Source organism: uncultured Pontibacter sp., assembly GCF_947492645.1.
Taxonomy (GTDB): domain Bacteria; phylum Bacteroidota; class Bacteroidia; order Cytophagales; family Hymenobacteraceae; genus Pontibacter.
The window spans coordinates 226,179-250,416 of record NZ_CANLMZ010000001.1; the positions used below are offsets into that span (position 1 = coordinate 226,179).

The following is a 24,238-nucleotide window of genomic DNA, read 5'->3' on the forward strand; positions in this document are numbered from 1 at the left end:
AATAATGATAAAACATAAAACCCCAAATGGTCTCTAAAAAGGACTGCACTTGGGGTTTCGCTGGAGAAGCAAGGAGATGCTTCAATAGTTACTGCAGCAGTTGAATACAGAAGGCCTTAATAAGCTATCAGATATTTCTTGCTCACATAGCCTGCTACCTGCCTAACCGAGCCTTCAGCATCCGTAACATAATCTATCTTTACCCAGGAGGAAGAGATACTGCTAGTGCCACTTATAACCTCTCCTCTGGAAACTCTACCCACCACGCTATAGTCAGAACCTGGCCCACTTCGCACGTTTAACAGATCTGCATCTATGTAGTAGCGTGCTTTGCTTAAAACTGATCCCCCAGAACTAGAAGGAAAGTATGTACTTGATGTACCTGAAGAGCTAGAAGAGTAAGTGCTCTTACCTGAAGAGCTGCCCCCTCCACAAACCCCGCATGAGCCGCCGCTGTTGCAATGCTTGCAATAGTTACAGGAAGAGCAGGCGGTGCAGTTGACTTTTCCGGTGCATCTGCCACCGTGCGCATCACCAGCAGACAAATCAGATTCTTTAGGCGCAATAAGAGACAGCAAAAGAGATGTTGCAAAAATGTAAACGCTACAGGTGCTCATGTAAGAGAGGTTAATATATAATTCTGAGTCGCTAATTTATTAAACTATATATTCAAAATCTAAGATTTTTGAATACCTATAGTCCTCTCGATCTAACACTGCAACTTATGCAACAAAATATATTTTTTAAACTTTATTGCAAATGTAACATAATGTTACTTCCTTTGGATCATGACAGAGATTCACAATAAAATAAAATCAATCCGCCTTTCTAAAAAGCTAACTCAGGAAGATGTTGCTCAGAAATTAGGCATGAGCAAAGCCAATTACAGCAGGATAGAAAAAGGCGATGTAGCTTTGACTCCTGAGAAATTAGAAATCCTGCAAGAAGTGTTTGGGATGTCCAGCGAGGAGATACGGAACCATGAAACAGCGCAGGAGAGGCTAGGGTTAACGAATAGCAACGTATTAGAAGAAACAATAAAACAGCAGGCTGCCCAGATTGAGCGCATGCAGGCAAACACAGAGCATTTTTTAGAGGCTTTAGTAAAGCACTTTCAAAACCCTGCCCTTGCGTCCACCCTTGAAACCAAAGACACACCTATGGACGCCATGGCAGCAGTTTTCAATATAGATGGCTTGGCCCACATCCTTAACAAGGAAAACACCTTTGCCGACTCGCCACTTTTACATGCGTATAATGAATACAAGAAAGCACAGTTACTAATGACAACAAGTTATTTTATTGACGCATTAAATAAGGACTTGAAGAGTAGGTTAAGCGGGAAAAAATAAACAATCCAACTATGAAAGCACCAGACGCATCTTATTTTAAGCCAGCCACTCCGCTAATTAACCACAACCTGAAGCTTAGCCAGAAGGATGCCGTATCGCAGGTACGGAAAAGGATAGCAACGCTTGAACAAGCGGGCTTGGCTGACGATACGTACCAGCAGCTCCTTAGAGAGCGTCTTGTGCCACGACCGCTGGAGGTAAAAAAGCACAAACATTTCAACATTACTGAATGCGTTTGGTTTGTTATGCTAAAGGAGCTAAAAAGCTGCAACTACGCACCTGAGGTCCTGTGGAGCTTTATGCTTCGCCTCTTTGCAGACATAGTAGAAGAAGCAGATGCACTTATCTCTACTGAAGAAGAAACAGGAAACCCTATACTATCCTACCCTAATGCCTCCAGCACCTTTCTAGAATTGCTTGTTGCCGCAGCGCTTGTCCAGCAGAAAGACCTGGTTATACAATTCACACGTGATGGGGATATAGGATTTCTGGCACAGGTACCCAGCAGTGAAAACTACGCGCTCCATGATCAGGCTGTAATCTCCTTCTCTGTTTACAGCATACTGAAGTGCATAGCAGGACCGATGAGCTTACCCGAGATAAAAACTCAGACAACTTTAACATCACCTGAAGAAAAACAGGTGCTTGAGCTGGCAAGAGCTAAAGAATGGGAGAAGATAGAGATCAAACAAGTAACTGATAAACAGCACACCAATTGGTTACTGGCAACGTCTAAATACCTGGTTCTCACAAAACAGGAATTTCATCTGTTCTCCAATAAAATGCCCAGCCACAACAGATTAAACAATGTTGAGTATGGACCTAAAACCGTCAAATTCGAATATGAAGAACGCTTAAGGCTGAAAGTTTGATCTTTTAGCAACAGTGGCACCGTAGCCATCGGGCCAAACAACAATAGGCTCTTCTACTGGAGAAACCAGAGAGGCGCTAGATCAATGTTAACTTTGAACACTTTAAAGAAAAACCAGAAAAAACAGAAAGCATTACCACCATTAACTTCTGATCTATTGAGAACCTATCCTGGTTTACAGGATTTGACTGATGAGCAAGCGGAAGAAAGCTTGAGAACGCTTCAGGAGCTTGCAGCAATTGCATTTAGCATTTTTAACAACGTGAGCCATGAGTAAACAAGCCTTATTTCAACAATTCGCTAAAACTGGCAAAGACACCAGTAAAGCAGAAAGCAAGAAAGCGGTGATCTATACACGGGTATCAACTAAGAATCAGGCAGAACATAACCAGAGTCTACCTTTTCAGAAAAAGGCCTGTACTGATTTTGCAAACAAGCAAGGGTATGAAATAGTAGAATTTTTCGGAGGAACCCACGAAAGCGCCAAGAATGATGAGCGCAAGGAATTCAACCGCATGCTCAATTTTGTGCGACGGAAGGATTCTGATATTGGGCATATCATTGTATATAGTTTTGATCGCTTTTCCAGGTCAGGGCTGAACGCAGCGACTATCAAGAAGGATCTTGAAAAGGAGGGAGTTCATGTTTGCTCGGTTACCCAACACGTGGATTCTAAAACTCCAAGCGGCGTTTTCACTCAGAACATGATGTTACTAGTGGGTGAGCTAGATAACGACCAGCGCAGGGAAAAAACCATGGCCGGTTCAATTGAAAGACTCAGACAAGGCCATGCAACTTTTAAGGCACCTATGGGCTTCGACCAGAAGACTGAGAATGGCGAACAAAAAATCACAGTCAACGCTACAGGCAAGCTGATTCAAAAAGCCTTTAAAATGAAGGCCAACGAGGGACTGAGCAATGAGCAAATTTTAGAAAGGCTTCGAATGATGGGTTTAAGAATTCGCAAGCAGATGCTCACAGCAATATTTAAGAATCCTTTCTATTGTGGCAAGATTGTCAACAAGTTAATCCCGGGAGAAGTGGTAAACGGAAGGCAGGAAAAACTGATCTCGGAGGATATATTTCTGAAGGTGAATCAGATTCAGGCCCGCAACAACCATGGCTACAAACACAAAGCCATAGATGACACCTTACCACTAAAGCGCTTTGTATACTGCAGCAAATGCGGCACACTGATGACGGGATATGAAGTCAAGAGGAAGAAACTCTTTTATTATAAATGCAATAAAAAAGGGTGCGGAAGTAACAAAAGCGCACAGCACATGCATGCCCAGTTCAACAGCTTCCTGAAAACTTATGACTTAGCCCCCGACTACATTGCCCCGTTAAAGCATCAGCTGGCAGTCACATTCAACGAACTTACCAAGCAACAGGCAGAGGTCAAGCAAGACTATAGGGCTACTATCAAAGCCATAGAAGACAAATTGGAGAAAGCAGCTGAAAACCTTATTGATGGCAACATCAAAAAGGCAATGTACGATAAACTCGTTACACGCCTGGAAGCTGAATTACACGCAATAAAGGAAGAAAAAAGAAAAGCTACTTTAGAATTATCGAACCTTGAAAAATTCGTAGATTTTGGCACCAGTATTCTTGTAAACATCTCAGAATCATGGGGTTTAGGCAACACCAACGAGAAGCACAGGATCCAAAAACTCTTGTTCCCTAACGGTATTTCCTACAACACAGAAACAGGGCATTATCGAACCAAAAGAACCAACACAATACTTAACTTAATTCACACTATGTCAAGCACTTACAGCACTAAAAACAAAAGACCGATTAGCGTTTCCACTAATCGGTCCGTTTTGGTAGCGGGAACAGGACTCGAACCTGTGACCTTTGGGTTATGAGCCCAACGAGCTACCAACTGCTCCATCCCGCACTATTATGATACAAAAGTATAGCTTTGAAGTATACTATGCAAGTGTTTATACAAAAAAAGGCTAAAAAAGTTGGAGATTGCTAAAATCTGCTGGTTATACCAAAATGTATCTTAGAATATTTAAAAGATAACGGCTGATCACTTGATTTGCCCAAAGAGTATACTAGCTGAAATATGCCTGCGCCTGTGCTAAAGCTGATACCACCACCAACACCAAAAGGATAATCAGATGCTTCGCTGTTCTCTAAATCGCTGCGATAGTAAGCTTGGTCGTAGAACAGGAGTACGTAAGAGTCGGCGGCTGTAAACAGGCGATATTCTAAGGTGCCAACGGCAAAGGCTGAAGCATAAAAGAAGTACTCGTCAAAACCCCGAAGCGTGTTAAGGCCTCCGATCCGGTACATATCGTTCAAGAACACTTGGTCGTTTAGCAGCGCCTCGCCGCGTAGTCTTGTTAGCAAGGCGCTGTTCTTGCCAAACCGCAGAAAGTTCTCTACCCTTAGGCCCAGGCTAAGTTGGGTTGTCTTCAGGTCTAGGGTATCGTAAAAGCTTTTCTCCAGGTCAGGGTTGCGCAACAGTCTTTTTGTGCCTGCCGCCAGCTGCATCTCAACAAGCCGTCCTCTTCTCGGAAAGTAAAAGTCATCCAGGTTATTCCAGAGGTAGTTAAGGCCGTAGGTATTTGTGCGGGCATCCGCTAAATCAAACTGTTGCAGGCTTTGGGTATTAGCCGACGATAGTATGCGTGAGTTGCGCCACTCTGTGAACACGCTAAACTTGCCATACTTTAAAGTATAATAAGCCAGTTGCAGGCGCGGCTGTATGGTAATAAACGACGAGTCTTGCTTGAGCAGATTAAGTTTGGTGCCGAGCTCGAATGGCGTGCCAAATAAGTTAGGGTGCAGGTACTCGCCGTTAAGTATAACAGAGCCTTTATTTACCCGTCGCCATTGCAGCCCCAGTTGCTTGCCTGTGCCGCGTATGTTGCGGATGTTCAAGTTAGCCTCGCCGGTTATCAGCAGCTTGTCCTGCCTCGAAGGGTCGGGCAAAAACCCGACGATACCATCTATCTGGTTTGCCTGCCGGTCTTCCAGAAAATAATACACTTTGGCCTTATCGCGGGTAAACTGCACCTGTGGCGGCCGTGTTTGCCTGATGTAAGGCAGTTGCGTAAGCATGCGCTGCGATGCGTTTACCTGATCCTGATTGTAAATTTGCCCGGGCAAGAGCTGCAGGTAACGCATCAGGAACTTAGGCTGTGTTTTGGTTTCGCCTACTATCTCCAGCGAGTCATAGGTAACGACAAAGGCCTTTTCCACCATCAAGGCAGCATTAATTTTACCGTCTTTTATACTGATGGAGTCGAGCCAGACAGAGGCAAACGGATAACCGTTTCGCTCGGCATAATCTAAAATGCGTTGCTGCAGCTTTACGTATTCCTGCGGCTTAAAAGGCACATCTCTGTAGAATTTATCCCTGAAGCCTGATTCAATTAAAATGCCCTCGCTTAAATTACCATTGCGAAGCTGTGCCCACGCATATTGCTGGCCAAGGTGTAGTTTCACGTGGAGCGTATCGCGGCGCAAGTATAAACTATCTGCCGAGGCCAGCAAGTATGCGTCTTGCTGCAGCCTGTGCACAAAAGAACGTACTTCTTTAACCGCCTCTACAGAATCGGAAAACGTGGTCTGATAAGTATAACTGCGAACAGCAGGAGCATCTGCGGGGGTGTTATGCACCCGAAGTATAACTTTAGGCCGGGGTGTAGCAGCAGGTTGCTTTTGAGCCTGCACATGCGGCAGCCACAAAAGCAAACACAATACTACGGCGGCTATTTTATACATTTGCAGGATGAACTGTTAAAGGGTTAAATTGTTACTAGTTATGTGGTTCTAAAGGACTGATAGTTATACTTTGTACCAGCAAAGGTAAAGGGTTCTGTTATACTTTTAAGAATACAGAAATTCAGTTTGCAGTACACCAGTAATTTAACCACCCAACAATTTAGCATTTAAATTTTGTCCGGAATATACCTCCATATCCCTTTCTGCAAGCAGGCCTGCCATTACTGCGATTTCCATTTCAGCACCTCGATGGGGCTAAAGGAAAAAACCATACAAGCCATTGCCCAGGAACTGGAACTGCGAAAAAACTACCTGCAAGACCAGGCGGTTAAAACCATCTACTTCGGCGGCGGCACCCCGTCGTTACTTACCCAGGATGAACTGCAACTACTTCTGCAAACCATTAACAGGCTGTTTATAGTTTCGGATAACGCTGAAATTACGCTGGAGGCTAACCCAGATGACCTGTCTCCGGAGAAACTGCAGGAACTAAAGGCTGCTGGCATCCACCGCTTAAGTATAGGCTTGCAATCGTTTCATGAGCCGCACCTGCGCATGATGAACCGCGCCCACAATGCCACCGAAAGCCTGCAATGCGTACGCGATGCCCAAGCCGCTGGCTTCGATAATATTACCGTAGATTTAATTTATGGCATACCGGCACCAGACCACAGCATTTGGTTGGATGACCTGAAAACGCTTTTCTCGCTGAACGTGCAGCATGTGTCCTGCTACGCTTTAACCATTGAACCCGACACAGCTTTAGGCCGCTGGAGTAAAAAAGGAAAATTTATTCCTTCTGAGGATGACTTTACGGCACAGCAGTTCGAAATCTTGCTGGACCACATGGCGAAGCATGACTATGTGCAGTACGAAATATCTAACTTCTGCCAGCCAGGCTACGAGTCGAAGCATAACAGTAATTACTGGCGAGGCGTGCATTACCTGGGTGTTGGGCCAAGCGCACATTCTTTTAATGGTGTGTCGCGGCAGTACAATGTAGCCAACAACCGCAAGTATACGGATGCCATTAACCAGCGCCTACTACCTGCAGAGGTAGAAAACCTTACACCAGCCGACCAGGCAAACGATTATTTACTTACAACGCTACGCACTATCTGGGGCTGCGATTTAACCCAGCTGCGCGACAAGTATAAACACAATGTGCAGGCAACACACGAAAAGTATTTGCAGGAGTTACAGTATAAAGAATTGGCACGTATAAAAGATAACATCCTTTACCTGACTGATAAAGGAAAACTCTTGGCCGACCAGATCACGCTTGACTTATTTGCAGAGTAATGCATGAATCAAGCTCGCTGCTAAACACAAATATGGTTATATTCCGTACAAACAATATTTGCAAACGGTGTCAGTAATTTCGAAGCTTCTAATCTAATTGGTACATGTCAGCATTGCTCCTAACTACAGTCTACAAATCAAACGATTTTAAGATAGAAGCAGATGATGATGCGTTGTATGTACGTACAGAGTGGCTGCAGCCGCTTACTGATAAAGAATTTGTGTTTGAGGCAATGAAAGCTTACGAGGTGATCGTGGAACGCAAAGCCGAGCTAGTGCTTGTAAATGCGCAGCAGGTATCTATACTTGGCCCCGAAACAAAAGACTGGCTATCCAACACCTACTATACCTTGTTTTCCCAAACAGCCGTAAAAAAAATGGCTCGTGTTATGCCTGATAACCTGTTTAAAAAACTGGCCTTGTCCTCTGTCGTAACCCGCGCCGAGGCATCTACCGAAATATCTTATACCATACAGGATTTTGCCTCGGAAGAAGAAGCTGTGCGCTGGCTGCTGGAAGATTACCTGTAAGCATACTTTTACATGGCACAAGGTATAGGTTTCGGTATTTTAGCTTATACTTGCTAAAAAGCCCCTATACCATGGAAGCCACCATTACTTACCGCGACCAACTTTATACTTTTAATCCCACGCAACCGCTGGATATCTCGATGCCGTTGCACAACAAAGCGCTGCAACCAGAGTGCTTTTGGGCAGATCCTGCTCAGTTTGATGTGATCAGGGTAGGGGATTTTGTAGGAAGCGTGGCAGAAGGAGGAAGCACCAACTATAAGCGCATACACCTAACGCCGCACGGCAACGGTACCCACACCGAATGCTACGGCCACATCTCTGCCGATGAAAACGCGACCATACACAACTGCCTGAAACGTTTTTTATTTGTGGCCCAGCTGATAACGGTAGAGCCGCAGAAGCTGGAGAACGGCGATGAAATAGTTTTGCTTGAGGATGTGCGGGCGCAGCTACAAGGCATAAAGTGCGAGGCGCTTATACTGCGCACCTTGCCTAACTCTGATGACAAACTTACTCGCCACTACTCTGGCACTAATCCGCCATACTTGGAGCACACCATTGGGCAATACCTGGCAGAGAAAGGCGTACAGCACTTACTCTTAGACTTGCCCTCTGTAGACCGCGAACTTGATGAAGGTAAGTTGCTATGCCACCATGCCTTTTGGCAGTACCCGAAGAACACCCGCTGCGGCGCCACTATCACAGAACTGATTTACGTTCCGGAGCATGTAGCAGATGGTTTATACTTGCTGAACCTGCAAATTGCCAGCCTGCAGCTCGATGCCAGCCCCAGCAAGCCTGTACTTTATACTTTATCGCCAGTATTTCCGCAGTTGTAGCACGCAACAGATCTAAAGAATGTACGATAAGTAAACTAATACTACGCCTCCATTCTCAGAAAATATGAAACAGAGCACCGACACCATCCTGATGATTGAGCCGACAAATTTCTGCTATAACCCGGATGCCGCCGAAACAAATAAATTCCAGCGGCAGGCCGAAGGGTTATCAACAGCAGAAGTGCAGGCAAGAGCGCTGGAGGAGTTCAGGCAGATGGTGCAGCAACTACAGGAAATTGGGGTGACTGTAAACGTGATACAGGACGTGGAAAACTCCTGCACCCCGGACTCTATCTTCCCGAACAACTGGTTTTCGACACACCAAACAGGCCAGCTCGTTACTTACCCCATGGCCCCGGTTAACCGAAGAGGCGAACGCAGGCAAGATGTGATCGATTTTCTTACTCAAAAGTATGGCTTTACACAACACCTGCAGTTGGAGCATTTTGAGGATCAACCTGAACCCAGATTTTTAGAAGGAACCGGGAGCATGATTTTGGACAGGGTGAACAAGTTAGCCTACGCAGCTTTATCGCCTAGAACAGAAATGGAGCCGCTGCTGGAATTTTGCAATAAGCTAAAGTATAAACCGGTAACTTTTAGCGCTTACGGGCCTACAGGAGAGTTAATTTACCACACCAATGTGATGATGTGCCTCGGAAGCACATTTGCCGTTATTGGTATGGATGTAGTGGCTCCGGAAGATCGTCAGAAACTAAGGCAGCAACTGGAAAGTACCGGCAAAGAGATTATCGAACTGAGTGCCGCCCAAACCCACCACAGCTTTGCCGGTAACATGCTGCAACTGCAGAATAAGAGCGGTGAAAGTATACTTGTGATGTCTCAGGCTGCTTATACTTCGCTTACAGCAGAGCAGCTCGCAAAGCTCCGGAAGCACAACAACCACCTGCTATACTTCCCGATACACCTGATTGAGCAATGCGGCGGCGGTAGCGTGCGCTGTATGATTGCAGAGATTTTTAAACCTGCACAAGTATAAATGCTGCCAGTCACCATACGCCCCCTGGCCCCAGCCGAACTGCTGCCGATGGAGCTGCTCTTGTTAGCAGATCCCAGCGAGGAAATCATACTTTCGTACATCCATCAAAGCCATACTTTTATTGCTGATTACAATGGAGAAACCGCTGGTGTGCTGGTAATACAGCAGCAGGGTGCAGCAGCAGAGGTGATGAACGTGGCAGTACCCGAAGCAATGCAGGGGAGAGGCATAGGCCGAAAACTTGTCGCCTTCGCGAAGCAATGGGCGAGCCAGCAAAGTATAAAGCAGCTTAGTGTTTGCACCGGCAACAGCACTTTACCAGCCTTAAGCCTTTATAAAAGCTGCGGTTTTAAGGTTGAAAGTATAGACGAAGGGTATTTTCTGCGAAATTATCCCGAACCGATAATGTAAAACGGCATGCGGTGTACTGACAGGGTGAAATTAAGGCTGGAGCTGTAGCCCCAGCCTAAGGTAGTTAAAGTATAGGTAGTGTGTAAGGTATTCTCGTTAAAACAGCGCCTCTGCCACTTTTCTTACCGACTCTGATTTGCCCATAGAGTAGTAATGCAGGCAGGGTACGCCAAAATCCATCAGTTCTTTAGATTGCTTAATTGCCCACTCCACACCAACCTGTGCGGCCGCTTTGTTATCCGGGCAGGCTTCAATGGCGTCGGCCAGGTCGCAGGGAATCTCTATATGGAAGAAGCTGGGAAGTATACTTAGCTGGCTTTTGGTAGTCATTGGTTTAAGGCCCGGTATAATGGGCACGTTTATACCTTCTTCACGGCAGCGGTTCACAAAGTCAAAGTATTTCTGGTTGTCGAAAAACATCTGTGTTACGATGTACTCTGCCCCAAGCTCTACTTTCTTTTTAAGCCAGCGCAGGTCTGACTTTGGATTGGGTGCCTCGAAATGTTTTTCAGGGTAACCAGCCACGCCAATGCAGAAGTCGGTGCAGCTGTTGCTTACCTGCTCCTCGTCCAGGTAACAGCCCTGGTTCATAGCCACCACCTGCTCAATCAGCTCCGACGCATAGTTATGGCCACCAGGCTCCGGCACAAAGCGCTGCTCACTTTTTACGCAGTCTCCGCGCAGTACCAGCACGTTGTCTATACCTAAAAAGTGCAGGTCGATTAATGCATTTTCTGTTTCTTCTTTGCTAAAGCCCCCGCAGATCAGGTGTGGCACCGTATCTACTTTGTAGTTATTTTGGATAGCCGCACAAATACCAACCGTTCCGGGGCGCTTGCGCGTGGTAATTTTCTCCAGGAGGCCATTCTCCCGCTGCTTGTACACATACTCTTCCCGGTGATAGGTTACGTCAATAAACGGCGGGTTAAACTCCATCAACGGGTCGATGTGGTTGAAGAGGGTTCTCATGTTCTCGCCCTTCAGGGGAGGCAGTATCTCAAAAGTGAACAGGGTTTTCCCGTTGGCATTCTTGAAGTGGTCTGTTACTTTCAATTTATTAGGTAAATTGTTAGATGGTTCAATTGTTAAACGGTTGGTTTCGTGGGGTCCAACCACCCCTAACCCCTCCTTGTCTAAGGCGGGGAGTTTTTACTTACTGCTTCATCAGCTCTTACAAAAGTACTGGCCCCTTTTCATTTGTCATCCTGGAAGGATCTTGTGTAAAAGGAGGTTAAACAGTAGCTCCTGAGTTTATACTTAAGTTATGGTAGCAGCAGAATTCCTCGCCTTGCCCAAAGAGGGGATAAGAGTGGTTGGGTTACACCGCCTGCTGCGCCACCGGCTTTGGCTCGTAGTTCAGGTTAGGCGATAGCCATCGTTCCAGTTCTTCTTTGGCCATTCCTTTGCGCTGCGCAATGTCGGCTACCTGGTCTTCGCCTACCTTACCCAAGCCAAAATACCTGGACTCAGGGTGCGAGAAGTATAAACCGCTTACTGACGCTGCCGGATACATTGCCAGGTTTTCTGTAAGTATAACGCCTGATGTTCTTTCAGCATCCAGCAGGTTAAACAGCGTTATTTTCTCTGTGTGGTCAGGGCAGCCTGGGTAACCCGGTGCAGGCCGTATACCTTTGTAGCTTTCCTTGATCAGGTCTTCGTTGCTTAGGTTTTCTCCTGGTGCATAAGCCCACAACTCTCTTCTGACTTTCAGGTGCATTAGCTCTGCAAAGGCTTCTGCTAACCGGTCAGCCAAAGCCTTCACCATAATAGACCTGTAATCATCGTGCTCTGCTTCATACTTTTCAAGCAATTTCTCTATACCAAACCCTACAGACACTACAAAGCCGCCAATGTAGTCTGCCACAGCAGTTTCTTTAGGAGCCACAAAGTCAGAGAAGGACATATTAGGAACATTAGCGCCCTTCTTGCCCTGCTGCCTTAACGTATGAAACTCGGTCAGCACCTTTCCACGTGAATCATCGGCGTACACTTCAATGGTATCGTCGGCCTCTACGTTGGCAGGATAAAAACCAACTACTGCACGTGCTTCCAGCAGTTGCTTATCTACAATCTCCTGCAGCATTTCCTGGGCATCTGCAAACAGCTTGGTTGCTTCAGGCCCTAACTCAGGATCGTTTAAAATTTTAGGGTACTGCCGCTTTAGCTCCCAAGTATGAAAGAACGGGGTCCAGTCGATGAAGGGCACAATCTCCGTTAGTGGGTAGTTGGTATATACTCTATTGCCCAGGAAGCTTGGCTTGGCTGGCTGTGTTGCTAACCAGTCTACTTTATACTTATTGGCACGGGCCTCTTCTATACTTCCAAAAGCACGGTCTTTAGTGCGACTCAGATGATCTTCGCGTAGCTTTTCGTATTCTGCTTTTATCTCGGCAATATAGCTATCGCGGTCGCTGCCCAGTAGGCTGCTTACTACCGTAACGCTACGCGATGCATCGTGCACATGCACTACAGGTCCGCTATACTGCGGCGCAATTTTTACTGCTGTATGCACCCTGGATGTAGTTGCGCCACCAATCAACAGCGGAATCTTCATGCCCCGGCGTTCCATCTCCTGCGCTACGTATACCATCTCATCCAGCGACGGCGTGATCAAGCCACTTAAACCAATAATATCTACTTTCTGTGCTTCGGCTTCAGCCAGGATCTTATCTAGCTGCACCATCACGCCCAGGTCTATTACCTCATAGTTGTTACAGGCCAGCACCACGCCTACAATGTTTTTTCCAATGTCGTGCACGTCGCCTTTTACCGTGGCCATAAGTATAGTGCCAGCTGTGGACTTAGATGTATCTGAGGACAGCTTTTCAGCTTCCATGAACGGCAGCAGGTACGCCACAGACTTCTTCATCACGCGTGCACTCTTCACCACCTGCGGCAAAAACATCTTGCCAGCCCCGAACAAGTCGCCCACCACCGACATGCCGGCCATCAGCGGGCCTTCAATCACATCCAGCGTTTTAGTTGCTTCCTGGCGGGCTTCTTCGGTGTCTTCCTCCACAAACTCTACTATGCCGCGTACCAGCGCATGTTTCAGGCGTTCCTCCACCGAAGCCTCGCGCCAGGCATTATCTGCTCCGGCAGCTGCTTTGCCTTTTCCTTTTATCTTTTCGGCATAGGTTACCAGCTTCTCGGTAGCGTCGGGGTGGCGGTTAAAGATCACATCTTCTATCAGGTCGCGCAGTTCGGTTGGTATCTCGCTGTACACGCCCATCATACCAGCATTTACAATGCCCATATCCATACCCGCCTGCACGGCATAGTATAAAAATACGGTGTGCATGGCCTCCCGTACCAGGTCGTTGCCCCTAAACGAGAACGACAGGTTACTTACGCCACCGCTTACCAAGGCATGCGGCAGGTTCGCCTTAATCCATTTCACCGTCTCGACATAGTCTACAGCATAGTTGTTATGCTCTTCTATACCTGTGGCAATGGCTAAAATATTTGGGTCAAAAATGATGTCCTGCGGCGGAAAACCTACTTCATCTACCAAGATGCGATACGAACGCTCACAGATTTCTATTCTACGATCATACGTATCAGCCTGCCCCTGCTCATCAAAGGCCATCACCACAACGGCTGCACCATACTGGCGTACTTTGCGGGCAAGCTTCTTAAAGGCTTCTTCGCCCTCTTTTAAGCTGATGGAGTTAACGATGCTTTTGCCCTGCACGCACTTCAGACCCGCTTCAATTACACTCCATTTAGAAGAGTCGATCATGATAGGCAGTTTGGCAATGTCAGGCTCAGAAGCAATCAGGTTAAGGAAATCAGTCATGGTCTGCTCTGAGTCCAGCATGCCTTCGTCCATGTTCACGTCAATTATCTGCGCGCCACCTTCTACCTGCTGCTGCGCCACAGAAAGCGCTTCCTCGAACTTGCCCTCTACTATCAAACGGGCAAATTTCTTGGAGCCGGTTACGTTCGTGCGTTCGCCAACATTTACAAAAAGGGTATCAGAGGTGATGGTGAGAGGCTCGAGGCCGCTGTAGCGTGGGAGAGGAGCTACTAGAGTGGGAACGTGCGGTTTATACTTCTGCACTAAGTCTGCGATTACTTTGGTATGGATTGGCGTAGTGCCACAACAGCCACCCAATACATTTACCAGCCCTTCTTTCAGGTATTCTTCTACAATGGCACCCATTTGCTGGGCTGTTTCGTCGTAGCCGCCAAAGGCATTTGGCAAACCGGCATTTGGGTAAGCGCTAATGTAACAGTCAGAAATACGCGACAGCTCCTGAATATGCGTTTTGAGTTGACGTGCGCCAAGAGCACAGTTAAAGCCCACGCTAAGTATAGGCGCATGCGAGATGGAGTTCCAGAATGCCTCTACTGTCTGGCCGGACAAGGTACGGCCGCTGGCATCGGTTATCGTTCCGGATACCATGATCGGCAGTTCTTTACCACCATCGTTTAGGAATTGCTGTATTGCAAAAAGTGCAGCCTTACAGTTAAGTGTATCAAAAACAGTCTCAACTAACAATAAGTCAGAGCCACCATCCACTAAACCACGCACCTGCTCATAGTATGCCTCTACCAGCTGGTCGAAGGTGATGGCGCGGTAGCCGGGGTTGTTTACATCCGGAGAAAGCGAAGCGGTACGGTTAGTCGGGCCAATAGCACCAGCCACAAAGCGTTTATGCAACGGGTTCTTTGTTTCTATTTCATCCGCCGCCTCACGCGCTATTTTCGCTGACTCATAATTTAGCTCATATACGATCTCCTCCAGCTTATAATCAGCCATGGCTATACTTGTGCCGCTAAAGGTATTGGTTTCTATGATGTCAGCGCCAGCTTCTAAATACTCGGTATGTATGGCTTTTATGATATCTGGCCTGGTAATGGATAGAAGGTCATTATTGCCTTTCAGGTCCAGGAAGTGGTTTTTAAAGCGTTCGCCACGAAAATCGGATTCCTGCAGTTGGTAACGCTGTATCATGGTGCCCATTGCGCCATCAAGCACAAGTACGCGTTCTTTTAATAAGTTCTGGATCGGATGGTTCTTCATGTGGTGTCGCTCTCTTCTTCTAAGTCTTCAGTAACTACTTATCAAGAAGGACACCCAAAGGCAGGTATACTTTCTTATCTTCTCTCAGCTAAAGTATAACTGAGAAGGGAATTAGCACCAGGCTTGTACAAGGTTGCTAAGACGTCATAGGGCCCAATCCCTCGGTCTTTCTTGATAAGAAGTTGCAATTTAAACAGATATCCTGAATTACGAAATCTTTTAAATATAGATATGTGCTATTTATTCAGATAGCACATAAAACAGAAAAGGACACGTGATGTGTCCTTTTCCTAAAAGAGTTTAATTGTTTTCACTCTGTAACTCTTTATACTTACTTATACGGCAACCAGAGATATAAGTTGTTGATGCTTAATATTTTGGCAAAAAAAGAAAGGGATGCCAGCAGGTATCCCTTTCTTTTAACTGTGCAACAGTTATACTTTGCTTATGCTTCTGCTTCCACTCTAGGAATTACAGATACATAAGAACGGTTTTTCACGCTCTTTCTGAACTCTACAACGCCGTCGATCAAAGCGAACAAAGTATGGTCTTTGCCCATACCCACGTTTTTGCCTGGGTGGTGTGCAGTACCTCTTTGTCTTACAATGATGTTACCAGCGATGATGTCCTGGCCACCGTAAATCTTAACACCAAGTCGTTTAGAATGTGACTCGCGGCCGTTATTAGAACTACCAGCTCCTTTTTTGTGTGCCATTTTGTTTAACTATTTACTTCAGGTTAGCGGGGGCATCCCCTGAATAGATTCTACGATTAATTTCTTCTTACTGCTTAACCAATGCTCTCGATCAGGACCTTTGTGAAGTGCTGGCGGTGGCCATTCTTCTTACGGTATCCTTTTCTTCTCTTCTTTTTGAAAACGATTACTTTGTCGCCTTTCACGTTGCCAAGGATTTTACCAACCACTTTAACACCGCTAACGAAAGGAGCACCTAAAGTAATGCTGCCGTTATCATCAGTAAGAAGAACATTGGTGAACTCAACGGCGTCACCCTCATTGCCGGAAAGCTTGTTAGCGTAGATGAACCTTCCGGCCTCTACTTTGGTCTGTTGACCTGCGATTTCTACAATTGCGTACATCAGCTTCAATGTATGATTAAAAATTTAGTCTGCAAAAGTACGGCACATATTTTAAATATGCAACGCTCTAAACTATAAATTGTTAACCGATTCTCAAATACTACACATAAACATGTGGATAACTATGTTGAAATCCACAGGCACTTTCTAAGCGTGTCTTGAATTATCCCACAAATGTTTTAGCATCAAGACAGTACAGCCCGTTATAGAAATCCACATTTTCCACACCTGGTGTGTAAATCTTAATTCAAGTACACATATTTTATCAGTTACGCCATCCTTGTTTACACACTTGTCTTAATTTATTTTGCGTTTCAAGGCCAAAATCCCTATTAGCGATTACAACAGGCACTTTACAAAGATTTAATAGATACTTAATAATATTATAACAAAACTATATAGTTAATAACTTATGTGGATAAAGGTGTTTATTCAGCCATAAAAACCAATATATCAAACACTTAAAAGAGTGTGCATAAATTGAACAACTTTAGCCCCTAAATTCAAGTTCAATTATCTATATTTGAAGTCAGTATATTTTGGATGTCTGCAAAACATTCACCTAAAACTAAATTTCCTCTGGGGTGTTTTCTAAGCAAATAGTTTGCTTACCCCTTCAACAAATAAAACGCTTAATTACAAGTTTATGGAGCCAATATTACAAGAGAACCCAAACCGCTTTGTACTGTTCCCGATTCAGCACGACGATATATGGCAGATGTACAAGAAGGCTGAAGCCAGCTTTTGGACTGCCGAAGAGATCGACCTGTCGCAGGATATCAAGGACTGGGAGAACCTGAATGATGGCGAGCGCCACTTTATCAGCCACGTACTGGCGTTCTTTGCAGCCTCTGACGGTATTGTAAACGAGAACCTGGCCATAAACTTTATGCAGGAGGTGCAGATTCCGGAGGCGCGTTGCTTCTATGGCTTCCAGATTATGATGGAGAACATCCACGCTGAAACCTACTCGCTCCTGATAGATACTTATATAAAGAAGCAGTCTGAGAAAGATTACCTGTTTAATGCTCTGGAAACGGTGCCGTGTGTGAAGAAAAAAGGGGAATGGGCGCTTAAGTGGATCAACAGCGAAAACTTTACAGAACGCCTGATCGCTTTTGCTGCTGTAGAGGGTATTTTCTTCTCGGGTTCTTTCTGCTCTATTTTCTGGCTGAAGAAGCGTGGTTTAATGCCGGGCTTAACTTTCTCGAACGAGCTTATCAGCCGCGACGAAGGCTTGCACTGCGATTTTGCCTGCCTGCTGTACTCTATGCTGAACAATAAGCTGCCGGAAAGCCGCGTGCACGAGATCATCCGTGATGCGGTAACTTTTGAGCAGGAATTTGTAACAGATGCGTTGCCAGTTGACCTGATCGGCATGAACGCGAAGCTAATGAGCCAGTACATTGAGTTTGTGGCTGACCGCTTATTGGTAGCTTTAGGCTGCAGCAAGATTTACAACGCCACCAACCCATTCGACTTTATGGAAATGATCTCGCTGCAGGGTAAGACAAACTTCTTTGAGAAGCGCGTGGGCGAGTACCAGAAAGCAGGTGTGCTGGGAGACAAAGACAAAAACGTTTTCTCTCTGGACGAAGACTTTTAATAGAATTAAAGTTTCGCTATGTTTAGGAAGCCAAAGGGAAAAGGCCCATCTTCTTTTCCTGCCCTAAACATTTATACTTAATGCTTACCAAGCGGATGCTAAGGCAACAGGCCTGGATAACGCAACGGAACCACAGCTGGCAGCATCGCCAGTTAACAGGGTATCTCTACCCTTATATATAGTAAAAGCATTTTGCTTTACACATAAATAGTTGTACTACAACGGCTTATACCTATAACATCGTATGAGCGGTTGTATACTTTAAAGTATAACCGCCTGCTGTTAACCGGCAGTTTCATTTATATATTATTTCAATCAACCCGAGGCCTTTAACCTCGCTAATAGTATACCATATATGTTAGTAGTTAAACGAGACGGCAGACGCGAATCTGTCAAATTCGATAAGATAACGGCACGCATCGAGAAGCTGTGCTACGGCCTGCACATGGATTACGTGTCGCCGATTGAAGTGGCCAAAAAGGTGATTGACGGTATTTATGATGGGGTAACCACCGTAGAACTGGACAACCTTGCAGCCGAGACAGCCGCATCGCTTACAACCAAGCACCCGGATTATGCTGTACTGGCTGCCCGTGTTGCAATCTCAAGCCTGCACAAGGTTACGAGTAAGTCTTTCTCCAACACCATGAAGCGCCTGTATACTTACACCGACCCTAAAACCGGTGAGAATGCTTCGCTGTTGGCTAAAGATGTGTATGAGATCATCCGTAAGCATGCTGCCATGCTGGACTCTACCATTATCTACGACCGCGACTATAACTATGACTACTTCGGTTATAAAACGCTGGAGCGCTCTTATTTACTGCGTTTAGATGGTAAGATCGTAGAGCGCCCGCAGCACATGCTGATGCGTGTAGCAGTAGGTATACACAAAGAAGATATCGAATCGGCTATTGAGACATACAACCTGATGTCGGAGAAGTGGTTTACGCATGCTACGCCAACTTTATTTAACGCTGGCACTCCTAAGCCACAGCTTTCGTCATGCTTCCTTCTTGCCATGAAGGATGACAGTATACCAGGCATTTACGATACCCTAAAGCAATGTGCGCAGATTTCGCAGAGCGCTGGTGGTATTGGCCTGAGCATACATAACGTGCGTGCTACTGGTTCTTACATCAAAGGCACCAACGGTACATCTAACGGTATCATCCCGATGCTGAAGGTGTTTAACGACACGGCCCGCTACGTAGACCAAGGTGGAGGCAAGCGTAAAGGCGCTTTTGCTATTTACTTGGAGCCTTGGCATGCCGATATCTTTGACTTCCTGGAACTGAAGAAGAACCACGGTAAAGAGGAGAACCGCGCAAGAGATTTATTCTATGCTCTCTGGACGCCAGACCTATTTATGAAGCGCGTGGAAGAGAACGGCGACTGGAGTCTGTTCTGCCCGAACGAAGCACCTGGGCTTGCCGAGTGCTGGGGTAAAGACTTTGAGCGCCTGTATGAGAAGTATGAGCGTGAAGGCCGTGCCCGCAAAACAGTAAAAGCGCAGGATCTATGGTTCCATATCCTGGAGTCGCAGATTGAGACGGGTACGCCATACATGTTGTATAAAGATGCTGCCAACAGCAAATCGAACCAGCAGAACCTTGGAACTATAAAAAGCTCGAACCTGTGCACCGAAATTATGGAGTACACCGACGAGAACGAAGTTGCTGTTTGTAACCTTGCCTCGCTGGCCCTACCTCGCTACGTGAAAGAGAATGGTAACCACAAAGTATTCGACCACCAGAAACTGTTTGATGTAACTTACCACGTTACGCTTAACCTGAACAAAGTAATCGACATTAACTATTACCCGGTAGTTGAAGCCCAGAACTCTAACATGCGCCACAGGCCAATTGGTTTGGGTGTACAAGGCTTAGCCGATACATTTATTGCGCTACGTATGCCTTTTGAGAGCGACGAAGCGAAGAGACTGAACGAAGACATCTTTGAGACAATCTATTTTGCTTCGATGACAGCCTCGAAAGACCTCGCGAAGAAACAGGGACCATACGAAACATTTAAGGGCTCTCCTTTATCTAAAGGTCAGTTCCAGTTTGATATGTGGGGCGTACAGCCTAAGTCTGGCCGTTGGGACTGGGAAGAACTACGCAAGGAGGTAATGGAGCACGGTGTACGTAACTCGCTGTTATTAGCACCAATGCCAACTGCTTCTACTGCACAGATTTTGGGTAACAACGAATCGTTTGAGCCTTATACTTCTAACATTTACCTGCGCCGCGTACTGTCTGGTGAGTTCATGATCGTTAACAAGCACCTGCTGAAAGACCTGATTGCGCTTGGCCTGTGGAATGACAAGATGAAGCAGGATATCATTGCAGCCAACGGCTCGGTACAGGATATCCCAAGCATTCCGCAGAACATCAAAGACCTGTACAAAACAGTATGGGAAATCAGCCAGCGTACGGTAATTGATATGAGTGCTGACCGTGGTGCTTATATTTGCCAGAGCCAATCGCTGAACCTACACGTAATGAACGTGAACTTCGGTAAGCTGACGTCGATGCACTTTCATGCCTGGAAGCGTGGCCTAAAAACAGGTATGTACTACCTGCGCACCAAAGCCGCTGTAGATGCCATTAAGTTTACTGTGGAGAAACAAGCTGCTGAAACGTTACAGCCAGTTTACAACCAAGATCAGAATCGCAGCGATATGAGTTGCAGTTTAGATAACCCTGACGCTTGCGAAGCTTGCGGATCGTAAAAATATAAAAGAGGGAGGGCTTAACGGCTCTCCCTCTTTTTTTGCCTGATGCAAGTGTATCCTGTGTTATTAATTTTAGTTCCTCATTAGAAAGTATTCATCAAAATGATAACCAACTCATCTCGCTCCAAAGAAAGAGCTAGAGCATTAGAAGAATTACAGTACATACTAAAAATAAAGAGTAAAGTACTTGTTGTACATTATTCCTGCGAATCATTCTTAAATCTCCGTAATAGAGTTCCGAGAATCACATCTATTGCTATTCATAATTTAGAATCTGGCCAAACCCATTCTTTTTCTATCTATTTATCCGCTCAAATGAAGAATGTAGATATAAATAAGTTAACTGAAACTGCACGAGACCAGCTGGAAAAAGATACCTTAAATGAATATTATAAGTTCGTGAGAAAGCATAAAACTTATAAATGGGTGCACTGGAAAATGCGGAACCAAGTCTATGGTTTTGAAGCAATTAATGCGAGGTATAGAATCCTAAACGGAAAGCCAGTTTGCATAGCTGATAATAATAAGTATGATTTACCCAGAATTATAGAGCAACTATATACTTCACAATATGAAAAGGCCTCAGAAGAAGGGAAGTTTCTATCACTTGCTAAACGTAACAAAATTGCTCTTGGAAATGCTATTTCTGGATACCAGGAGGCTACTGCTTATGAAGATAATAATCATCAGTTACTCTGGATGTCTTCTCAACAAAAAGTAAAGGTAATTTCAGAGTTACTGTTATTAGCATCTAATGATGAACTTAAAGTAGCTGCTACTCTAGTTAATGTTCATGGCTTTAGGAGTTTGAAGTTCTTGAAAAGAAGTTCTCTATGGTCACTATTTATACTTATTTCAGGTATGGCAGGCAAAGAGTTTCTGAATATTACAATCAAGTCACTATCAGATCATCTTTCTGTAGGGCCCTTTATTTTGAGTATATTAGGCTTAAACTAATAGTTCTCGCCGTTGTTGGTGTTTTCACCAACAACTAAACTCCTGCCACGAAGCAATTTTTTAGTAACCTGAACTACCCAAAGCATCACCCTCTAGAAAGTATAAGCTGCTGCTACTGGCTGACCCAAAGTGGTCATTGGTGAAAACACCAACAACGGCGGGTAGTAACGGCGCGTGGAGCGGCAACAATGAAACAGCATAAAGAAAAATGATAGAGAAGGGGCAGAAAAACACCAACAACTAAACAGCAGCAACGAAGCAGCAAACATCACCACCCTCAACGCCTTATAGCTGCAGTAAGAAAAGTATAAGCAGTTACTACTCGCTAACCCAAAGTGGTTGTTGGTGAGAACACCAACAACGGCCGGGCGGCATAATTGAGGGAAAAGGCAGATCGCAGATGTTACGAAGTTATAGAGTATTAAGCGTAGACGGCACAAGAGAGGGACCTAGCAACAGCAGAAGCCATAGAGGAGGGAACAGGAAGCAGACGCAGAGAAAAGTACCATAACATTAAGATACAACCAGCAGTACCTCAAACTCCGTCCACTAAGCCATGGCTTCACCTTCTACCTAAAGCTTACAACATACACATTAAGGTAAAGCTATAGTGAAAGCAGGCGCTAATGTAGTTGTTGGTGAAAACACCAACAACGGCTTGGAAACGGCACGGATACCAAAAACGGCAGGAGACGTAGGGTAGAGAGTAGTGAATATATACAATAGACTCTAGAGAACTACCATGTAACATCAAGATACAACCGGCAGTATCTTAGCAAATGCATGAGCAACAGCATATTGCCTTTTTTACAGCAACTATACTGGAGTGGAAGCACCTGCTAAAGCCTGATAAGTATAAACGGATAATTATTGATAGTCTACGCTATATGGTTGAGCAGAAGCGGGTAAAAGTATACGGTTTTGTGATCATGCCCAACCACCTGCACTTACTCTGGAAAATGGAGGAGCCACACAGGCGGGAAGATGTGCAGCGGGATTTCCTAAAGTATACTGCACAACAAATAAAGTATGACCTGATGAGAAGTCACCCTCTGGTATTAGAAAAATTCCGGGTTGATGCGAAAGACCGAAAATACCAGATATGGGAGCGTAATCCGTTATCGATCTACTGCTATTCTATTGCTGTTACAGAACAGAAGCTGGGTTATATACACAATAACCCGATTCAGGATAAATGGAAGCTGGTCAAACTACCTGAATTTTACTTTTTCTCTTCGGCCAGGTTCTACCATGAAAACAAGGATGATTTTAGCTTTTTAACTCACTACCTTGATTAAAGTCAATCCAGTAGTTGTTGGTGTTTTCACCAACAACGGCAGCAAAAGAGCACCAACAACCACTTTGAAGGCTTGGCATCATGCACAGCTCCTGCTTGCGGCTGAACTAAAAAACAAAACCCACCTGAGATCGCTCTCAAGTGGGTTTTGCTAAAACTACAGTTTATACTTTGTGTTTACTCCCTGGTTACGGCTACGATGGCTACCCTACGGTTAAGCTGGCGGCCCCTGGCAGTTTCGTTGGTTGCTCTTGGTGCTGTCTCACCCATGGCTTCGATGGACAACCTGTCTGCAGCAATGCCTCCTTGGTTCTGCAACCAGTCTTTTACAGCATTGGCGCGCTCAGCAGAAAGCTCTTTATTATACTCGTTGCCGGCACGGGCATCCGCATGTCCGAAAACACGAATCTGGCCATTCTGTGGCAGGTCTTTAAGCTCGTTAGCTATTTGCTGCAGCTTTTCCTCACCTTCAGTCCGTATTTGCGATTTGTCTGTGTCAAAAAGAAGCTTATCATCCAATGTATAAATGTTATACTCCTTTTCCTGGCGCATTTCTATGTCGGAGCCTTTCAGTTCCGGATCATCGTTCACAACGGGGGCATCCCAGTTCACACCTGCCCAAAAGTCTTCACCTACATCTTTTATTTCAGCGCCGTCTGCTTCTACTCTTCCGCGTTCATCGTCATACATCACGGCTGTATCGGCTGTGGCATCAGAGAGCGAATCATTTTCTAGGCCTCCCTTAGGGTCGTTGCAGGCAGCCATTACGCCGACTCCCACACATAGTAGTAGTTTGTATGTTTTCATAGTATCGTATGATTGGTTCCTTAATTGGTACGAGGCATACCTTACTATGTTTGTTTAGGATGCTATTGCCAAGTATGGTGACACTATACAACTACAAGCCAGGGGATGGTAAAACAGCGATCTTAATAAAAGGGTACCCAAAAGCGGAAAGTTTGCGGAGGCGGCAAACCGTGCAGTAAAAACAGCGGTACAGCATACCTAATCCTGGTCCGGAACTGCGAGCCATGCCATTGCTTCCTCTTCGATCGCGAAATCACGAATGGTTAGCAGCGACGTATAACCTTTCCGCTTTTCCTTCATCAGCTCTATGGTCTGGCAATTTTCGGGGCAGTCAGAGGGGAGCCTGGCCAGGCGCACGATGGGGCTGGAAAGTACACGCGGCAGGAAGAACTCGTTGCTCCATTGGGCATCAGCAGGATCAATGGCTTTCATTTTGCGGTCATCCGCCAACCAACCAGTTAACCTGAACTGGTCCATGAGGTGAAGGCAGAGCAAAACCGCCCCCCGAAACTCTGCACCTTTTACGTTACCTTGCCATACAGCCATGCCTACACGCAACTCATCGTCGTAGCTTATACTTACAAATGCGTTTCTAAAGTAGATTGATCGCATGGTATACTTTCGGGCTAAAGCTATACTACAGCATAGCTGA

General features: G+C 45.5%; 21 protein-coding genes, 1 tRNA gene and 1 riboswitch. Of the genes, 13 read left to right on the top strand and 9 right to left on the bottom strand.

Annotated elements, in window-relative coordinates; translation table 11 throughout:
- Positions 1-116 precede the first annotated feature (116 nt).
- Positions 117-617: an SH3 domain-containing protein gene (locus Q1A23_RS00870; protein WP_299818115.1), complete on the bottom strand. Its 501-nt coding sequence runs from the start codon at positions 615-617 to the stop codon at positions 117-119.
- A gap of 171 nt (positions 618-788) precedes the next feature.
- Between Q1A23_RS00870 and Q1A23_RS00875 the strand changes: the two genes are divergently transcribed.
- The 4 genes from Q1A23_RS00875 to Q1A23_RS19555 all read left to right on the top strand — a co-directional run bounded on the left by Q1A23_RS00875 (position 789) and on the right by Q1A23_RS19555 (position 4,097).
- Positions 789-1,352, top strand: coding sequence for a helix-turn-helix transcriptional regulator (locus Q1A23_RS00875; protein ID WP_299818117.1), 564 nt, complete (start codon positions 789-791; stop codon positions 1,350-1,352).
- A gap of 11 nt (positions 1,353-1,363) precedes the next feature.
- Positions 1,364-2,224: a hypothetical protein gene (locus Q1A23_RS00880; RefSeq protein ID WP_299818119.1), complete on the top strand. Its 861-nt coding sequence runs from the start codon at positions 1,364-1,366 to the stop codon at positions 2,222-2,224.
- 93 nt (positions 2,225-2,317) lie between these two features.
- A complete protein-coding gene (locus tag Q1A23_RS00885) occupies positions 2,318-2,500 on the top strand; it encodes a hypothetical protein (RefSeq protein WP_299818122.1) in 183 nt (60 codons plus the stop codon).
- On the top strand, positions 2,493-4,097 hold the full coding sequence (locus Q1A23_RS19555) for a recombinase family protein (protein ID WP_363322012.1): 1,605 nt from the start codon (positions 2,493-2,495) through the stop codon (positions 4,095-4,097). Before Q1A23_RS00885 ends, Q1A23_RS19555 begins: the two co-directional genes overlap by 8 nt.
- Here Q1A23_RS19555 and Q1A23_RS00890 read toward each other — a convergent pair.
- Positions 4,054-4,129 (bottom strand) — tRNA-Met (locus tag Q1A23_RS00890). The genes Q1A23_RS19555 and Q1A23_RS00890 overlap by 44 nt on opposite strands.
- An 80-nt stretch (positions 4,130-4,209) precedes the next feature.
- The gene (locus Q1A23_RS00895; RefSeq protein ID WP_299818125.1) at positions 4,210-5,970 is read right to left on the bottom strand and encodes a BamA/TamA family outer membrane protein; all 1,761 of its coding nucleotides are present in this window, start codon (positions 5,968-5,970) and stop codon (positions 4,210-4,212) included.
- A 174-nt stretch (positions 5,971-6,144) separates the two neighbouring features.
- Here Q1A23_RS00895 and hemW point away from each other — a divergent pair, with 174 nt between their 5' ends.
- The 5 genes from hemW to Q1A23_RS00920 all read left to right on the top strand — a co-directional run bounded on the left by hemW (position 6,145) and on the right by Q1A23_RS00920 (position 10,055).
- Positions 6,145-7,272: a radical SAM family heme chaperone HemW gene (gene hemW, locus Q1A23_RS00900; protein WP_299818128.1), complete on the top strand. Its 1,128-nt coding sequence runs from the start codon at positions 6,145-6,147 to the stop codon at positions 7,270-7,272.
- A gap of 104 nt (positions 7,273-7,376) precedes the next feature.
- Positions 7,377-7,802 (top strand): hypothetical protein, encoded by a 426-nt coding sequence (locus tag Q1A23_RS00905; protein WP_299818131.1) that lies wholly within the window; start codon positions 7,377-7,379, stop codon positions 7,800-7,802.
- A 71-nt stretch (positions 7,803-7,873) separates the two neighbouring features.
- Positions 7,874-8,644: a cyclase family protein gene (locus tag Q1A23_RS00910; RefSeq protein ID WP_299818134.1), complete on the top strand. Its 771-nt coding sequence runs from the start codon at positions 7,874-7,876 to the stop codon at positions 8,642-8,644.
- A gap of 64 nt (positions 8,645-8,708) precedes the next feature.
- Entirely contained in the window at positions 8,709-9,644 is a 936-nt protein-coding gene (gene ctlX / locus Q1A23_RS00915; protein ID WP_299818136.1) for a citrulline utilization hydrolase CtlX, read from the top strand.
- Positions 9,645-10,055 carry a GNAT family N-acetyltransferase gene (locus Q1A23_RS00920; RefSeq protein WP_299818138.1) on the top strand — a complete coding sequence of 137 codons (411 nt, stop codon included), beginning with the start codon at positions 9,645-9,647 and terminating at the stop codon, positions 10,053-10,055.
- A gap of 96 nt (positions 10,056-10,151) precedes the next feature.
- On the opposite strand, the gene metF is transcribed toward Q1A23_RS00920, so the two are convergent.
- The 4 genes from metF to rplU all read right to left on the bottom strand — a co-directional run bounded on the left by metF (position 10,152) and on the right by rplU (position 16,182).
- On the bottom strand, positions 10,152-11,108 hold the full coding sequence (gene metF / locus Q1A23_RS00925) for a methylenetetrahydrofolate reductase [NAD(P)H] (RefSeq protein ID WP_299818141.1): 957 nt from the start codon (positions 11,106-11,108) through the stop codon (positions 10,152-10,154).
- A gap of 265 nt (positions 11,109-11,373) precedes the next feature.
- Complete coding sequence (gene metH / locus Q1A23_RS00930; RefSeq protein ID WP_299818144.1) at positions 11,374-15,084, bottom strand: methionine synthase; 3,711 nt, start codon at positions 15,082-15,084, stop codon at positions 11,374-11,376.
- 71 nt (positions 15,085-15,155) lie between these two features.
- Positions 15,156-15,265, bottom strand: a riboswitch (SAM riboswitch).
- 264 nt (positions 15,266-15,529) lie between these two features.
- Entirely contained in the window at positions 15,530-15,799 is a 270-nt protein-coding gene (rpmA, locus tag Q1A23_RS00935; protein ID WP_219876965.1) for a 50S ribosomal protein L27, read from the bottom strand.
- A gap of 74 nt (positions 15,800-15,873) precedes the next feature.
- Entirely contained in the window at positions 15,874-16,182 is a 309-nt protein-coding gene (gene rplU, locus Q1A23_RS00940; RefSeq protein ID WP_299818153.1) for a 50S ribosomal protein L21, read from the bottom strand.
- Between the two features lie 646 nt (positions 16,183-16,828).
- On the opposite strand from rplU, the gene Q1A23_RS00945 reads away from it, so the two are divergent.
- The 4 genes from Q1A23_RS00945 to Q1A23_RS00960 all read left to right on the top strand — a co-directional run bounded on the left by Q1A23_RS00945 (position 16,829) and on the right by Q1A23_RS00960 (position 22,780).
- Positions 16,829-17,788 (top strand): ribonucleoside-diphosphate reductase small subunit, encoded by a 960-nt coding sequence (locus tag Q1A23_RS00945; protein WP_299818156.1) that lies wholly within the window; start codon positions 16,829-16,831, stop codon positions 17,786-17,788.
- Between the two features lie 355 nt (positions 17,789-18,143).
- Positions 18,144-20,522, top strand: coding sequence for a ribonucleoside-diphosphate reductase subunit alpha (locus tag Q1A23_RS00950; protein WP_299818159.1), 2,379 nt, complete (start codon positions 18,144-18,146; stop codon positions 20,520-20,522).
- A gap of 105 nt (positions 20,523-20,627) precedes the next feature.
- The gene (locus Q1A23_RS00955) at positions 20,628-21,482 is read left to right on the top strand and encodes a hypothetical protein (protein WP_299818162.1); all 855 of its coding nucleotides are present in this window, start codon (positions 20,628-20,630) and stop codon (positions 21,480-21,482) included.
- Positions 21,483-22,261: 779 nt separating this feature from the next.
- A complete protein-coding gene (locus tag Q1A23_RS00960) occupies positions 22,262-22,780 on the top strand; it encodes a transposase (RefSeq protein WP_299818165.1) in 519 nt (172 codons plus the stop codon).
- A gap of 176 nt (positions 22,781-22,956) precedes the next feature.
- Here the strand turns inward: Q1A23_RS00960 and Q1A23_RS00965 are convergent, their stop codons facing one another.
- Positions 22,957-23,586: an OmpA family protein gene (locus Q1A23_RS00965; protein ID WP_299818168.1), complete on the bottom strand. Its 630-nt coding sequence runs from the start codon at positions 23,584-23,586 to the stop codon at positions 22,957-22,959.
- Positions 23,587-23,784: 198 nt separating this feature from the next.
- The gene (locus tag Q1A23_RS00970; RefSeq protein ID WP_299818170.1) at positions 23,785-24,198 is read right to left on the bottom strand and encodes a hypothetical protein; all 414 of its coding nucleotides are present in this window, start codon (positions 24,196-24,198) and stop codon (positions 23,785-23,787) included.
- Positions 24,199-24,238 lie beyond the last annotated feature (40 nt).

What these genes read in the sequence shown, in the direction of transcription:
- Q1A23_RS00870 (WP_299818115.1), bottom strand. Translation starts at nt 617, where the DNA reads ATGAGCACCTGTAGCGTTTACATTTTTGCAACATCTCTTTTGCTGTCT.
- Q1A23_RS00875 (WP_299818117.1), top strand. Translation starts at nt 789, where the DNA reads ATGACAGAGATTCACAATAAAATAAAATCAATCCGCCTTTCTAAAAAG.
- Q1A23_RS00880 (WP_299818119.1), top strand. Translation starts at nt 1,364, where the DNA reads ATGAAAGCACCAGACGCATCTTATTTTAAGCCAGCCACTCCGCTAATT.
- Q1A23_RS19555 (WP_363322012.1), top strand. Translation starts at nt 2,493, where the DNA reads ATGAGTAAACAAGCCTTATTTCAACAATTCGCTAAAACTGGCAAAGAC.
- Q1A23_RS00895 (WP_299818125.1), bottom strand. Translation starts at nt 5,970, where the DNA reads ATGTATAAAATAGCCGCCGTAGTATTGTGTTTGCTTTTGTGGCTGCCG.
- Q1A23_RS00905 (WP_299818131.1), top strand. Translation starts at nt 7,377, where the DNA reads ATGTCAGCATTGCTCCTAACTACAGTCTACAAATCAAACGATTTTAAG.
- Q1A23_RS00910 (WP_299818134.1), top strand. Translation starts at nt 7,874, where the DNA reads ATGGAAGCCACCATTACTTACCGCGACCAACTTTATACTTTTAATCCC.
- ctlX (WP_299818136.1), top strand. Translation starts at nt 8,709, where the DNA reads ATGAAACAGAGCACCGACACCATCCTGATGATTGAGCCGACAAATTTC.
- Q1A23_RS00920 (WP_299818138.1), top strand. Translation starts at nt 9,645, where the DNA reads ATGCTGCCAGTCACCATACGCCCCCTGGCCCCAGCCGAACTGCTGCCG.
- metH (WP_299818144.1), bottom strand. Translation starts at nt 15,084, where the DNA reads ATGAAGAACCATCCGATCCAGAACTTATTAAAAGAACGCGTACTTGTG.
- rpmA (WP_219876965.1), bottom strand. Translation starts at nt 15,799, where the DNA reads ATGGCACACAAAAAAGGAGCTGGTAGTTCTAATAACGGCCGCGAGTCA.
- rplU (WP_299818153.1), bottom strand. Translation starts at nt 16,182, where the DNA reads ATGTACGCAATTGTAGAAATCGCAGGTCAACAGACCAAAGTAGAGGCC.
- Q1A23_RS00945 (WP_299818156.1), top strand. Translation starts at nt 16,829, where the DNA reads ATGGAGCCAATATTACAAGAGAACCCAAACCGCTTTGTACTGTTCCCG.
- Q1A23_RS00950 (WP_299818159.1), top strand. Translation starts at nt 18,144, where the DNA reads ATGTTAGTAGTTAAACGAGACGGCAGACGCGAATCTGTCAAATTCGAT.
- Q1A23_RS00955 (WP_299818162.1), top strand. Translation starts at nt 20,628, where the DNA reads ATGATAACCAACTCATCTCGCTCCAAAGAAAGAGCTAGAGCATTAGAA.
- Q1A23_RS00960 (WP_299818165.1), top strand. Translation starts at nt 22,262, where the DNA reads ATGCATGAGCAACAGCATATTGCCTTTTTTACAGCAACTATACTGGAG.
- Q1A23_RS00965 (WP_299818168.1), bottom strand. Translation starts at nt 23,586, where the DNA reads ATGAAAACATACAAACTACTACTATGTGTGGGAGTCGGCGTAATGGCT.
- Q1A23_RS00970 (WP_299818170.1), bottom strand. Translation starts at nt 24,198, where the DNA reads ATGCGATCAATCTACTTTAGAAACGCATTTGTAAGTATAAGCTACGAC.